The organism is Candidatus Pseudoscillospira sp. SGI.172 (genome assembly GCF_050313575.1).
In the GTDB taxonomy this organism is placed as follows: domain Bacteria; phylum Bacillota; class Clostridia; order Oscillospirales; family Oscillospiraceae; genus Vermiculatibacterium.
In genome coordinates this window covers 31,776-45,190 of record NZ_JBNPLQ010000010.1, presented here as the reverse complement: position 1 = coordinate 45,190, position 13,415 = coordinate 31,776, and the positions used below count along the sequence as shown (strand labels likewise).

General features: G+C 63.0%; 13 protein-coding genes and 1 pseudogene. 5 read left to right on the top strand and 9 right to left on the bottom strand.

The genetic code is table 11. The annotated features are described in order from the left end of the window. The first annotated feature begins 8 nt into the window (after window positions 1-8). Window positions 9-1,607: an MBL fold metallo-hydrolase RNA specificity domain-containing protein gene (locus ACQRD3_RS05760; RefSeq protein WP_427780343.1), complete on the top strand. Its 1,599-nt coding sequence runs from the start codon at window positions 9-11 to the stop codon at window positions 1,605-1,607. Window positions 1,608-1,683: 76 nt separating this feature from the next. On the opposite strand, the gene ACQRD3_RS05755 is transcribed toward ACQRD3_RS05760, so the two are convergent. The 3 genes and pseudogenes from ACQRD3_RS05755 to ACQRD3_RS05745 all read right to left on the bottom strand — a co-directional run bounded on the left by ACQRD3_RS05755 (window position 1,684) and on the right by ACQRD3_RS05745 (window position 2,743). Continuing rightward, on the bottom strand, window positions 1,684-1,965 hold the full coding sequence (locus ACQRD3_RS05755) for an ArsR/SmtB family transcription factor (protein ID WP_080906174.1): 282 nt from the start codon (window positions 1,963-1,965) through the stop codon (window positions 1,684-1,686). Continuing rightward, window positions 1,913-2,541: pseudogene (locus ACQRD3_RS05750) on the bottom strand (4Fe-4S binding protein). Before ACQRD3_RS05750 ends, ACQRD3_RS05755 begins: the two are co-directional and overlap by 53 nt. Continuing rightward, window positions 2,534-2,743 (bottom strand): 4Fe-4S binding protein, encoded by a 210-nt coding sequence (locus ACQRD3_RS05745; protein ID WP_080906172.1) that lies wholly within the window; start codon window positions 2,741-2,743, stop codon window positions 2,534-2,536. The pseudogene ACQRD3_RS05750 and the gene ACQRD3_RS05745 overlap by 8 nt, the downstream one beginning before the upstream one ends. A gap of 165 nt (window positions 2,744-2,908) precedes the next feature. On the opposite strand from ACQRD3_RS05745, the gene ACQRD3_RS05740 reads away from it, so the two are divergent. Then, window positions 2,909-3,520 carry a single-stranded DNA-binding protein gene (locus ACQRD3_RS05740; protein ID WP_080906171.1) on the top strand — a complete coding sequence of 204 codons (612 nt, stop codon included), beginning with the start codon at window positions 2,909-2,911 and terminating at the stop codon, window positions 3,518-3,520. Window positions 3,521-3,585: 65 nt separating this feature from the next. On the opposite strand, the gene ACQRD3_RS05735 is transcribed toward ACQRD3_RS05740, so the two are convergent. The 3 genes from ACQRD3_RS05735 to ACQRD3_RS05725 are packed head-to-tail and all read right to left on the bottom strand — an operon-like array spanning window position 3,586 to window position 6,384. After that, complete coding sequence (locus ACQRD3_RS05735; RefSeq protein WP_080906170.1) at window positions 3,586-4,302, bottom strand: hypothetical protein; 717 nt, start codon at window positions 4,300-4,302, stop codon at window positions 3,586-3,588. 18 nt (window positions 4,303-4,320) lie between these two features. After that, complete coding sequence (locus ACQRD3_RS05730; RefSeq protein ID WP_427780340.1) at window positions 4,321-5,733, bottom strand: Sapep family Mn(2+)-dependent dipeptidase; 1,413 nt, start codon at window positions 5,731-5,733, stop codon at window positions 4,321-4,323. Window positions 5,734-5,739: 6 nt separating this feature from the next. Next, a complete protein-coding gene (locus ACQRD3_RS05725) occupies window positions 5,740-6,384 on the bottom strand; it encodes a PAS domain-containing protein (protein WP_080906168.1) in 645 nt (214 codons plus the stop codon). 152 nt (window positions 6,385-6,536) lie between these two features. Here ACQRD3_RS05725 and ACQRD3_RS05720 point away from each other — a divergent pair, with 152 nt between their 5' ends. Further along, window positions 6,537-7,052, top strand: a complete 516-nt coding sequence (locus ACQRD3_RS05720; protein ID WP_080906167.1) for a transcription repressor NadR — start codon at window positions 6,537-6,539, stop codon at window positions 7,050-7,052. Window positions 7,053-7,161: 109 nt separating this feature from the next. Here the strand turns inward: ACQRD3_RS05720 and rny are convergent, their stop codons facing one another. The 3 genes from rny to ACQRD3_RS05705 form a co-directional block, all read right to left on the bottom strand. After that, complete coding sequence (rny, locus tag ACQRD3_RS05715; protein ID WP_080906166.1) at window positions 7,162-8,706, bottom strand: ribonuclease Y; 1,545 nt, start codon at window positions 8,704-8,706, stop codon at window positions 7,162-7,164. Between the two features lie 282 nt (window positions 8,707-8,988). Beyond that, window positions 8,989-10,287, bottom strand: coding sequence for a putative ABC transporter permease (locus tag ACQRD3_RS05710; RefSeq protein WP_080906165.1), 1,299 nt, complete (start codon window positions 10,285-10,287; stop codon window positions 8,989-8,991). An 83-nt stretch (window positions 10,288-10,370) separates the two neighbouring features. After that, entirely contained in the window at window positions 10,371-10,862 is a 492-nt protein-coding gene (locus tag ACQRD3_RS05705; RefSeq protein ID WP_080906164.1) for a deaminase, read from the bottom strand. A gap of 190 nt (window positions 10,863-11,052) precedes the next feature. On the opposite strand from ACQRD3_RS05705, the gene ACQRD3_RS05700 reads away from it, so the two are divergent. Then, window positions 11,053-11,442 (top strand): hypothetical protein, encoded by a 390-nt coding sequence (locus ACQRD3_RS05700; protein WP_080906163.1) that lies wholly within the window; start codon window positions 11,053-11,055, stop codon window positions 11,440-11,442. A 233-nt stretch (window positions 11,443-11,675) separates the two neighbouring features. Then, window positions 11,676-13,415 (top strand): PatB family C-S lyase, encoded by a 1,740-nt coding sequence (locus ACQRD3_RS05695; protein WP_158082890.1) that lies wholly within the window; start codon window positions 11,676-11,678, stop codon window positions 13,413-13,415.

The window sequence follows — 13,415 nt, the reverse complement described above, 5'->3', positions numbered from 1 at the left end:
GGAACGATATGAAACTCACTTTCTTCGGCGCAGCCCGCGCGGTCACGGGCAGCTGTCACTGCGTGGAATGCGCGGGCCGCAAGTACCTCATCGACTGCGGACTGCAGCAGGGCCGGGACGAAAAGGACAACAGCGCGCTGGACTTCAGCCCCGGCATGGTGGACGCCGTCATTGTCACCCATGCCCACATCGACCACTCCGGACGCCTGCCCCTGCTGGTGAAGCAGGGCTTCTCCGGCAGCATCTACTGCACCCGGCTCACCGCCAAGCTGCTGGGCATCATGCTGCTGGACTCCGCCCACATCCAGGAGAGCGACGCCCAGTGGGAAAACCAGAAGGGCAAGCGGGCGGGCAAGGCCCCGGTGGAGCCTCTCTACACCGTGCAGGACGCCCAGGCCACCCTTGACCTGCTGGTGCCGGTGGAGTACGGACAGCGGGTCAAACTCGCCGACGGCGCGGCGCTGGAGTTTGTGGACGCGGGGCATCTCCTCGGATCGGCCGAGGCCCAGCTCTGGCTCACGGAAGAGGGCGTCACCAGGAAGATCGTCTTTTCCGGCGACCTGGGCAACCTGGATCAGCCCATCATCCGGGACCCCCAGCCCATTCAGGGCTCGGCCGACTATGTGGTCACCGAGAGCACCTACGGCGACCGGCTCCACGCCAAGACCGGCTCCTACAAGGAGGAGCTGGCGGCCATCATCGACGAGACCATGGCCAAGGGCGGCAACGTCATCATCCCCTCCTTTGCCGTGGGCCGTACCCAGGAGCTTCTGTATTTCATGCGGGAGATCAAGGAAGAGGGGCTGGTAAAGAGCGACCCCAACTTCGAGGTCGTGGTGGACTCCCCCCTGGCCAAAGAGGCCACCGAGATCTTCTCAGGCGACCTCAACGGCTACCTGGACGCCGACGCCATCGCCGCCATCCGGCGGGGCCACCTCTTCCAGTTCGACAACCTGACCCTCACCGAGACGGTGGATGAGTCCAAGGCCCTCAACGCCGACCGGAAGAGCCGGGTCATCCTCTCGGCCTCCGGCATGTGCGACGCCGGGCGCATCCGCCACCACCTCAAGCACAACCTCTGGCGGCCGGAGTGCACCGTCGTCTTTGTGGGCTATCAGGCTGAGGGCAGCCTGGGCCGCCGCCTGCTGGAGGGCGCGGATTCCGTCAAGCTCTTCGGCGAGGAGATCGCTGTCCGGGCCCGGATCACCCGGGTGGAAGGCCTCAGCTCTCACGCCGACCAGAATGGGCTTCTGGACTGGATGAGCCACTTTGAACCCAAGCCCCAGCAGGTCTTCGTGGTCCACGGGGACAAAGACGTGACCGTCACCTACGCAGACCTTTTGAAGGAGCGGGGCTTTGCCGCCCACGCCCCCGACTACGAGGAGGTCTACGACCTCTTGGAAAACCGCCTGCTGGCCCCGGGCATCCCCCCCGCAGTCAAGGAGTCTCTCCCCTCCTCCCCCGCGGGCACGCCCGCCTATCGGAGGCTGGAGGAGGCCGGGCAGCAGCTGCTCACCGTCATCCGCCGGAACAAGGGCGGGGCCAACAAGGACCTGGCCCGCTTCGCCGATCAGCTTCTGTCCCTCATTCAGAAATGGGACCGGTAATCATTTTTCTCTCCCCGATCAACGAGGGGCGGAAGGCGCAAACCGCCTTCCGCCCCTCGTTTTTCTCCCCTGTGCGTCAAGGGCAGTAGTACTCCTTCAGCACCCCCAGCAGGCTCACCACCCGGGGGTCGTCAATACGGTAAAACACATGCATTCCCCGCTTTTCCGCCTCCAGGATGCCACCCAGCTTCAGCTGGGACAGGTGCTGGGAGAGGGCGGAGCCGGTGATCCCTGGGAGGAAGGCGTGGATCTCACCCACCGTGCGCTCCCCCTCCGCCAGCGCGCACAGGATGAGCAGACGGTGCTCATTGGCCAGAAGCTTGAGCAGCTGGGCCACTGTTTTCGCATTCTCTTCCATTCTTTCGTATCTCCTTTTGATTTCTCAGTCCGCAGATCCCCTGGGTCATGGTTCCCATGGGGCAGTATACACACCAGGAACGGGGCCGGAACAGGACCATGGTGGCCAGCCCCAGCACGGCGGAAGTGAGCATCACGCCAAAAAAGCCGAACGCGAACTGGGCCGCCCAGGGGCTGGCCATCCCAACCTCCGCCCACTGCCAGGGCAGGCGGAAGGTCCAGAGCAGGGTGACCGTCTGGGACAGAGGCGCGCCCGCGAACACCCGGTAGGTGCCGTACAGCATCCGCCCGAACATGATCAGGAAGAAGGTCAAAAATCCGTATCGAAACCACCGGCTCCGTAAAAACCGGGGAGGCGACGCATTGCGGGAGAGCTTCCACTTCGTCCCCAAAAGGGAGAGGAGCTGCCCCCGGCCGCAGTAGCGGCTGCAGTAAGCCTTGCTCCCGCCAAAGACAGCCACCAGCAGCGGGATGGTGAAAACAGCATCCCCAGCCAGGCAAAGAGGATGTTGAACAGCCCCAGGATCAAATAGAGCAGCTCCCCGATCCACAGGTAGTCGTACCAGTGCTTACGCATGGCTCTCCCCCCTCTCCTCCATCCGAATGACAGCGGCGGGACAGACGGCGGCACACATGCCGCAGCCCACGCAGCGCGCCCCGTCCACCTTCGCCCGCACCCCGTGCAAAACGGCGACCGCTTGCCGGGGGCAGACCCGTTCGCAGCAGCCGCAGGCCACGCACTCTTCCCCCACCAGGGCAATTCTTCTCACAGCAGCCATAATTCCTCCATCAAGTATTTAAGATTTTTCTAATATACTTTATAGTCAGGCCTTTTGTCAAGTCCGTTTTTTATTTTTGCAAACAGCCTGTCTCCCCTTTGGGTCATACTCCCACAGCTCGTCTCATATAGTGGTTCCAAGAACACAAACGGGAGTGTGACACACATGCAGACAAGCAAAAACCTGGCCTCCCTGCGGGGGCGGGCGGGGGCGGAGCCCCGCTATTCCCACACCAACCACGGCCAGAGCTATCTCACCTTCCCTCTGGAGGTGGAACGGCTGAGCGGAGCAGTGGACATTTTGAACGTGGTGGTCTCTCCCCAGCTGCTGGAGCAGTGCCCCGTGGAGCCGGGGCAGGAGTATGAGACCGTGGGCGAGGTCCGCTCCTTCAACAACCGCAGCGGTGTGGGCAGCCGCCTGGTCATCACTTTCTTTGCCCGTACTCTCTCCCCCGCCCAGGGCGAACACGACAACCGTCTGGAGCTCACCGGAGTGCTGTGCAAGGAACCGGTGGTCCGGCGGACTCCCCTGGGACGGGAGATCTGCGACCTGCTGCTGGCGGTCAACCGCCGCTACGGCCGGGCGGATTATCTCCCCTGCATCGCCTGGGGCTCCCTGGCCCGTTCCTGCGGACACCTGGACGTGGGAGACACCGTGCATATGACCGGGCGGCTCCAGAGCCGAAAGTACCGGAAGGTGGAGGGGCTCCGGGAGGAGGAACGCATCGCCTACGAGGTGTCGGTGATGTCCCTGGATCCGGAGACCACCCCGGCCTGACCGTCCGCACCCGCATCAAATGTAAAAGTCGCCCGCATCTTCCGATGCGGGCGACTCCATTCGTTTTAACGGGCCTGTTCCTTGACCCCGTTGGCGTAGACGGAGTAGTCGATGACAGCCTCGTCCAGGCGGCCCAGGTCCTCGGAGGTGATGGCGTAATTTCCGTCCCTGTCCCGCTCCAGCTGCACCGTAACGGTCTGTGCGGCCAGATTGCCCGTCTCGGGCAGCTTCTCCTGATAGAGATCCACCACCAGTCGGGCCCACTGGGCGTCCATGGCCCGGTACGCCTCCTCTTCCATGGCGCTCTGCACCTCATAGGGGTATTCGTCATAGAAAGGCTGCACCGTCTCCGCCCAGTCGGCATCCACCAGCCGGACGATGTCGATGGGTTCCACGTTCACCTTGACGGAAAAGGAGCCGTCGTCCTGCTCCGCAGCCGAGACCACCTCAAACCTGGCGTGCGCATAGATCTCGGCATACATCGCCCTGACCTCCTGCCGAAGCTCCTCGGTGGGGTACTCGATGTTATAAAGGCCCATAAAAAACTCTGTCTCGGCGTCCAGTCCGGAACCGTAGGTCTTGCGGGCCTCTTCCTCGCTGAGATCCACCATCCGGAGGTAATCGGCGTCAAATTCCCCCAGATAGGTCTCCCGCAGCAGGCCGTCCACATAGGTCTCCGCCTCCCGCTTGCTCAGGCCGCTGCTCTCGCCGCAGGCGGCCAGGGTCAGCCCCAGGCCGAGGGCCAGGGCAAGGGCGCCGAGGCGCCGGGTCAGCTCTTTCATCTCACGTATCCTTTTCCCTCATTTGCACAGCCGCGCGATGGCCAGCGTGAAGATCTTGGCGGCCAGCAGCAGGTTGTCCACACTGGCCTGCTCGTTGGCCGAGTGCATCTTGGGGTCGAAGCCGGGAAAGTCGCAGCCGAAGGCCACGCCGCCGGGAATGTCGTGAACGTAAGTTCCGCCGCCGATGGCAATGGGCTTGGCGTTTTCCACTCCGGTGTAGGTCTCATAACACTCCAGCAGGGTCCTGACCAGGGGCGAGTCGGCCTCCACCACATGAACATGGGTCATCTCACCGCCCTTGGTGACGGTGATGCCGTACCGCTCCAGTGCGGCCTCGCAGGCCCCGGCGCAGTTCTCCCGGTCGGCACACAGCGGCACCCGGGCGTCAAACTGGGCGGAAAAGCCCGTCTCGCTGAGGGTGATCAGCGCCAGATTCAGGGTCAGCTCCCCAGACTGCTCGTCAGACTGGGCGATGCCCAGGGCCCGGCCCCGGTTGTCGCCGTAAGGGAAGAGAGTGTGCAGGCCCCCGATGATCCGGGTGCTGTCGCAGTCAGCCAGGGGAAGGGCCGCCAGCACCTCCAGCAGGGCGGCGATGGCGTTGATGCCGTCGTCGGGGCTGGCGGCGTGGGCGTTGCGCCCGGCGCAGTGGATGCGCACACCCCCCACCATGTCGGTGACGGTGAACACTGCCCCGGAGCGATTCTCCACGGCGGGGCACAGGGGGGCGACGTCGGCGGCCCGCAGACCCAGGACCTCGGCCCGGGCCTCAGGGGGCACCACGTTGCGGCGGAAGCCGCCCGTCATGCCGGACACCCGGGGCAGGGCTGCCGTCCGATCCCAGGACGCGCCGAACTCAGGGCAGTAGTGGCCCTTTTCGATGTGGATGACGGGGAAGTCGGCGTCGGGTGTGAAGGTCTGGGGGGCATAGGGCTCCCGGGCGTAGTAGTAGGCGATGTCCTCAGAGCCGGACTCCTCGTCGGTCCCAAGGATGAGCCGGGCGTTCTTGCTCACCGGCAGGCCCAGGTCCCGCACCGCTTTCATGGCCAGCAGGGCGGCGCACACCGGGCCCTTGTCGTCGCTGACGCCCCGGCCGTAGAGCATGCCGTCCTTTTCCACACAGGTGTAGGGATCGGTGGCCCAGCCGGTGCCCTCCCCCACCACGTCCAGGTGGCCCAGGATGTGGAGCTGGGTGGGCTTGTCGTTGAGGTCGCACAGGCCCACATAGTGGTCGTAGTCCTGAACGGCAAAGCCCAGCTCGGCGCACAGCTTCAGGGCCTCGTCCAGGGCGGTGCGGGGGCCGGGGCCGAAGGGCGCGCCGGGCTCGGCGTCCCCCCTGACGCTCTTCACCCCCACCAGCCGGGAGACGGCGGAGATCATCTCGGCCCGGCGGGCGGGGTCGTCAAAATAGGCGCTGATCTTTTCCTGATCCATACGAAATCACTCTTTCCGGGCGCCGGACTTCTCTTCGGCCAGCTCCCCCAAATATTTGTAGACGGTGTATCGGGACACCTTCAGCCTTCCGGCCACGAAGGGCACCGACTTGCGGAAGGAAAAGGCGTTTTTCTGGTCCATGAGCGCCACCAGCTTCATCCGCTCCTTCTTGTTCAGCTCGGCCACCGGCTTCCCCAGGGAGGTGAGACACTCCTCGAAGATCTGGTTGAGCTGGCTCTCCCCTCCCTGCCACATGGCGCTTTGGAGGTCGGCGTCCGCCCTCATCAGGCCCACCAGAGTGCGGTTGGCATAGGCCAGGGAGGTGAAGTCGAAGTTGATGCCCAGGGCCAGGTTGTACTCCTCCGTAATCAGATGGAACGTAGAGGATTTGATCTGTTCCCCCGAGGGTGTGGTGGCGTACAGGTTGACAAAGTCGGTGGTGAGCGCCGTGGTGTCCAGGCTCTTGTCCGAGCCCAGAATATCCAGGGTGGAACCCACCTCCCGGCCGGAGACCTGTCCGTTGTAGATGGACAAAATGGGGTGCTTGGGATTGCCCATATCATGGACCAGAGTCTCGCAGGAGGTGCCGAACATCTCGGCGATCCCACGGGCGGTCCGGTCCAAAAATTCAAAAGCCTCGTCCTTGGTCACGGCGGCTGTCCTCCTTCTGTCTTTGGGAATCAATGTGATTTTAACATCCACGCCATGGGAAATCAAGTAATTTCCCCCTTTCCTTTGCACAGCGCGCCCGGACATGCTATACTCATGTCAAGTCCGATTCGATTCATCAGGAGGAATGACCCATGGACAGCATGGATGGACAGGCTCGCCGGGAGGAGATCCTCCGCCGGCTGGGAGAGGGCTCCGCCCCCGTGAGCGCGGCGTCCCTGGCACGGACACTGGGGGTCAGCCGTCAGGTCATCGTGGGGGATGTGGCGCTGCTCCGGGCGGCGGGACACCCCATCTCCGCCACCCCCAGGGGGTATGTGAAAGAGCGCGCCCCCGGACTCACCCGCACGCTTGCCTGTATCCACCCTCCCCAGGGGATGGAGGCCGAGCTCAACGCCCTGGTGGACACGGGCTGTGAGGTGGTGGACGTGGTGGTGGAGCATCCCCTCTACGGCCAGCTCACCGGAGTCCTGCGGCTGCGCTCCCGCTACGACGTGGGGCAGTTTTTGGAGCAGGCCCGCAGAAGCGACGCCAAGCCCCTCTCCGACCTCACCGGAGGGATCCACCTCCACACCGTCCGCTCCCCCGACCCGGCCGCTCTGGACCGGGCCGCCCAGGCCCTTCGGGCCCTGGGCTATCTTCTGGAGTGAGCTTTCCCCCGCGCCGCCCAAAACATACCGGCGCGGGGCCGCCCTCCGGTATCCCCTTCAGGTAAAAACCGCCCCGGCAGCCATGTGGCTGCCGGGGCGATCTGCGTTTTTATTTGGCGTAATCCACCGCTTTGGTCTCCCGGATAATGTTGACCTTGATCTGGCCGGGATATTCCATCTCGTCCTCGATCTTCTTGGCCACATCCCGGGCCAGGATCACCATCTGATCCTCGGTGATCTTCTCCGGCTCCACCATGATGCGGATCTCCCGGCCGGCCTGGATGGCAAAACACTTTTCCACGCCGGGGAAGGAGGAGCCGATGCCCTCCAGCGTCTCCAAGCGCTTGATGTAGTTCTCCAGGTTTTCCCTCCGGGCGCCGGGACGGGCGGCGGAGACGGCGTCGGCCGCCTGCACCAGCACCGCCACCAAGGTCTTGGGCTCCACGTCGCCGTGGTGGGCCTCGATGGCGTTGATGATCTCTTCGCTCTCATGGTACTTCCGGGCCAGTTCCACGCCGATGGCCACATGGGAGCCCTCCACCTCGTGGTCGATGGCCTTGCCCAGGTCGTGAAGCAGGCCGGAGCGCTTGGCAGCCGTGACGTCGCCGCCCAGCTCGGCGGCCATGAGGCCCGCCAGATGGGAGACCTCGATGGAGTGGCTGAGCACGTTCTGACCGTAACTGGTACGGTACTTCATCCGGCCCAGGAGCTTGACCAGCTCCGGGTGCAGGCCGTGGACGTTGGTCTCAAAGACAGCCCGCTCGCCCTCGGCCTTGATGGTGGCATCCACCTCACGCTTGGCTTTCTCCACCATTTCCTCGATGCGTGCGGGGTGGATACGGCCGTCCTGGATGAGCTTCTCCAGGGCAATGCGGGCAATTTCCCGGCGGACCGGGTCGAAGCAGGAGACCGTGATGGCCTCCGGGGTGTCGTCGATGATGAGATCCACGCCGGTAAGCGTCTCCAGGGTGCGGATGTTCCGGCCCTCCCGGCCGATGATGCGTCCCTTCATCTCATCGTTGGGCAGGGGCACCACAGACACGGTGGCCTCGGCCACATGGTCGGCGGCGCAGCGCTGGATGGCCAGACCGATGATCTCCCGGGCCAGGGAGTCGGACTCCTCTTTATAGTGCAGCTCCGCCTCCTTGATCTTGGCGGCCGATTCATGGGTCACCTCGGCCTCCAGCTGACTGATGAGCAGATCCTTGGCCTCTTCAGCGGTCATGCCGGAAATGCGCTCCAGTTCGGTGCGCTTGCGGTTCTCAATGGCCTCGATCTCTTCCCGGGTATGCTCCAGGTCGGCCAGCTTGTTCTGCAGGGTCTCCTCTTTTTTCTCGATGTTGTCGGTCTTGCGGTCGAGGTTCTCTTCCTTCTGCTGCAGGCGGTGCTCCTGCTTCTGGAGATCTGCCCGACGCTCTTTTTCTTCCTTTTCCCACTCATTACGGGCGGTGAGGATGGCCTCCTTGGCCTCCACCATGGCCTCCCGCTGCTTGTTTTCCGCGTTCTTGATCGCCTCGTTGAGGATGCGCTTGGCCTCCTCCTCCGCGCCGAAGATCTTCTTCTCGGCCACGCTCTTTCGGATGGCAATGCCCACAAAAACGCCAATGACCAGGGTGACGATACCCACGATCACACAGAGCAAATTAAATTCCATACTGTTCTTGTCACACCTCCGTATCGGTTCTTTTTTCATTTCAATTTCAATCGCGGGGGAATGGGTGAGCCGCTGTCGCGGCCCGCGAAAACAAAGAAAAGCGCCCATACTGGCGCTTTTCCAAAAATGCACCTAACATATTTTAAGTCCCAACCGCTTTTCTGTCAAGGAATTTCCTATGCGAAACGCAAATCCGCTTCCTCCGGTCTCGGGTTTCCCCGCAGATCGGGCAGAATGGCGGAGGAGCAAAACCCGCCGGAGCGATGCTCCGGCGGGTTTTGTTCAATCGATGCGCACTGCGGCGGGGTAAATCTCATTCATCCGCTCGTCCGGGTAATGGTCGTCCAGGTACTCCTCCCAGGCCGACTGTGGGGCCTCCCCCCGGGCCCGGGCGTCACAGCGGGCCAGCGCCCCGGCGCTGACGGCGATGTCGCAGAGGAAGAACGCCGCCAGGGCCCAGGTCAAAATCTGCCCCGGCCGTTTGGGCAGCCGCTCGATGAGTGCAGAGAGCTTAGGGTAGAAAATGCGGAACCAGGCCACCGCGGCAAACCCCCAGAAAAAGCAGTAGAGCAGGTTCACCCGTCCGCCCAGGTTGAAGGGGATGTGGCTGTAATCCCAGAACACCGTGCCGAACACCACTTCCGTAAAGACGCTGCACAGATATTCGTAAGCGCCGCCCAGCAGGGTCCCGGCCACAAAGAGGAAGCTGACGGGCCTGTCCTTGTACTGATAGAGCAGCAGGGTGGCCAGCGCCATGGCGAGGCCCCAGACGATGGAGAAGGGCCCCCACACCACACTGCTCCGGCTCATCCACACGCCCACGGTGACGCGGCAGAAAATCGTCTCGGTCACGTCCCCCAGAAACGCGCCGATGAGAAACAGCCAGAAAAGCTTGTAAAAGCCGCAGCCCTGGGCGAACACCGCCGATCTCTCCCGGGGCCCGGCCCGGAAGGTGGCCTCCGGATGGGCCTTCCGGATACGGCCCTCGGTCTTGCCCAGCACCCAGGTCCCCATCCGCACGGTGAGGGCGGCCAGGCGGTTCCCCGCAGCCTCCACCCGGGGCAGCTTGCCGGACACGCCGCCCAAGGTCAGGCCGGTGGCCAGAATGTCCAGCGCCAGGACCGCCAGCAGCACCCAGAGGAGGATCCGCCCCGCCAGCGGGGGCAGCAGCTCGTACAGGCCCGCCAGGAGGGGATTCCCCCACCGGACCAGTGCCAAGCCCAGAAGGCCCCAGAGGGCGGAGGAACGCAGGCTGATATAGCCGTCCAGATTCCAGCGGTGGCCCGAGTAGTCCCACCAGCGGGTGTGGGTCAGCTTTTCCAGCATGTGGCCCGCCAGCCACTCCACCACCGTGGCGTAGATGGCGCTGCCCAGGAAGAGGAAGAACCAGCTTCCGGACAGCTCCCCCAGGCTGGCCGAGATGAGCAGCCCCGCCGCGCCGTACACCACGCAGACCGGCCCGAAAAGCAGGCTGCGGTCCACGTATTTCCGGGTGCGCACGGCGGCCAGAGCGGTCTCCGCCAGCCAGCCCAGGAAGGAATAACAGAAAAACAGCCACAGGGCCAGATCGAAAACATGCATCCGATTTTCTCCTCTCTCTGCTGCCCGGACTGCCGCCGGGCGTTCAAAAAGCAGATGGGACGGCATTGCTGCCGTCCCATAATTTACTCCTGCGTTGCCGGTTCAGGCAGGGAGTCGTCCTCCCGCACCCAGTCCTCCACATGGACCACATCATACTCCCGCTCGCTGCGGCGGATCACCACCCGCTGGATCCCGGCGTTGATGACCAGCCGGCGGCACATGGAGCAGGAGGTGGCGTCCCCCAGAAGGTCCCCGGTCTTGGCGTCCCTCCCCACAAGGTAGAGGGTCCCGCCCAGAATGTCGCTGCGGGCGGCGGAGATGATGGCGTTGGCCTCCGCGTGGACCGAACGGCACAACTCATAGCGCTCCCCGGAGGGGATGCCCATAGCCTCCCGGGTGCAGAAGTTCAGATCCACACAGTTTCTCCGGCCCCTGGGGGCGCCGTTATAGCCGGTGGCCACGATCTCATCGGATTTGACGATGATGGCCCCATAGCAGCGCCGCAGACAGGTGGACCGCTCCAGCACCGTCTCGGCAATATCCAAATAGTAGTTTTCCTTGTCGATCCGCTTCATAGTCGGCCCTCCCGATTTTTTTCAACAGTATATCTGCTTTTTCCCCCCGGCGCAAGCCCTTCCGTTTAAAATGGTCCTGTGTCGGCACACAATTCACATTTTGTTTACGTTTCCATTCTTGACGTTGCCCGGAGAAACCGCTATCATGAATTTTGTAAAATAAGATGTAAATGCAAAGGCGGCGGATAGAATGAACTGGCTGAGACGGGTGATGTATGGGAGATACGGAACAGATTCCCTCAATTATGCCCTGATTGCCGTCTACTTTGTGCTCTATCTCCTCTCCTCCCTGCTTCGCAGCCACCTGATGAGCCTTCTCTCCACCGTCTGTCTGATTCTGGCCTTTTACCGGATGTTCTCCCGGCAGATCGACCGGCGGCAGGCGGAAAACGCCCGCTTTCTGGACGCGGTGCAGCCCATCGTACGGTGGTACAACGTAAACAAGTGCCGCCGCCGGGACCGGGACCACGCCTACTTCCGCTGCCCCAACTGCGGCCAGCAGCTCCGGGTGCCCAAGGGAAAGGGGAAAATCTCCATCACCTGCCGCAACTGCGGCGCATCCTTTGAGGAAAAAACCTAAAGCTTTTTTGAGCCCCGCACAAGGTGTGATACCTTGTGCGGGGCTTTTTTTGCCTTCATGGGCGGCATTTTTTCGGCGCTCTGTCCAAATTTTCAATGGCCTTTTTTGCCGCTTTTAACAAACTGATCCGTGTTGTGCAGGTTTCTCTTGACTCCTCCGTTCTTCGCACTATACTGTTTATTAGTAAAACTGTTTATCTATTAAACTTTATAGACAAAAAGGAGGAAATGACATTGGCCTACGATTTTGACCGCCTGGTGGACCGGCACGGCACCAACTGCGGCAAATGGGAGTTTCAGCCTGTGCAGAACCCCAACGCCGGGCTGTCCACCCTGCCCTTCTGGGTGGCAGACATGGACTTTCCCTGCCCCGACGGGGTCATCGAAGCCCTGCACCGGCGGGTGGACCGGAAGATCTTCGGATACAGCGCCAACTTTACCGGGGAGTTCTTCCGCAGCGTGTGCGGCTGGTTCTGGCACCGCTTCGGCTGGTATGTGAATTCCAGCGACATCTTCTATTGCAACGGCATTGTCCCTGCCATCAGCTATCTCATCCAGCTCATGACCCACGAGGGGGATCAGGTGGTGATCCAGCCCCCCATTTACCGCCCCTTCTATAAAAAGATCGAGTGCAACCACCGCACCGCCGTGTCCAGCCAGTTGGTGCTGAAGGGCGATCGGTATGAGGTCGACTTTGCCGACTTCGAGCGGAAGGTCAAGGACCCCAGGACCACCCTCTTTATCCTCTGCTCTCCCCACAACCCCACCGGCCGGGTCTGGTCCGAGGACGAGCTGCGCCGGATGGCCGAGCTGTGCTTTGCCAACGGTGTGCGCATCATCGCCGACGAGATCCACCACGACATCGTGGCCCCCGGCGTGAAGCACACCCCCCTGGAAAAGCTCTTCCCCGACCACAAAAACGAGATCATTACCTGCGCCTCAGTCTCCAAGACCTTCAATCTGGCGGGCATGGCCTACTCCAATATCATCATCCACGACCCCCATCTCAAGGCGCTCTGGGCCCAAAAGGTACAGGGGGACTGCGGCGTGATGTATCCAAACCCCCTCTCCATCACCGCCATCCAGTCGGCCTACGCCACCGGCGAGCCCTGGCTGGACCAGCTCAACGTCTACCTCCACGACAACCTGGTCTTTACCCGGGACTACCTGGCCGAGCACCTGCCCAAGGCCCGGATGACCGTCCCCGAGGGGACCTACTTCGCCTGGGTGGACGTAGCCCCCTACCTCCAGGGCGCGGCCCGGGCCGACGTGGACAGCTATCTGGTCAAGACCGCCGACATCCTCATCGAAAGCGGACCCGAGGGCTCTCCCACCTTCGGCCCCGGCGGTGAGACCCGCCTGCGGATCAACGTGGCCTGCCCCCGCTCTCTGCTGGAGGAGGGCCTGCGCCGGATGTGCACCGCTCTGGACCGGCTCTTCCCCGGCGCGGCACTGGACGACACGCTGTGTGTCACTCCCTGGCGGAGCGCCCGGCTCTCCGAGCTGGTGGACCGCCCCACCGTACTTCTCTTCCTGCGCTACTACGGCTGCACCATCTGCCAGCTGGATCTGCGCCGCCTGAAGGAACACTACGATGCCATCACCGCCGCCGGTGCCAAAGCCCTGGTGGTCCTCCAGAGCGACCCCGCCGGGATCCGGGAGCAGATCGACGAGCATTTCTACCCCTTCGAGATCCTCTGCGATCCCGGGCAGAAGCTCTATGAGCGCTATCACATCGCCCCCGCGCTGTCCATGGAGAAGATGGCCAACGCCGCGGTCCTTCAGAAGATCGGTGCGGCCCGTCAGGCCGGCCTGACCCACGGCGCCTACGAAGGCAACGAGCTCCAGCTTCCCGCCGCCTTCCTGGTGGAGCCCGGGCTCACGGTCCGCAAGGCGCACTACGCCGCCCATCCCGCCGATCTGCCCGCCCCGGACGAGCTGGCGGAATGGTGCAAAGAAACGGAGGTACACTGA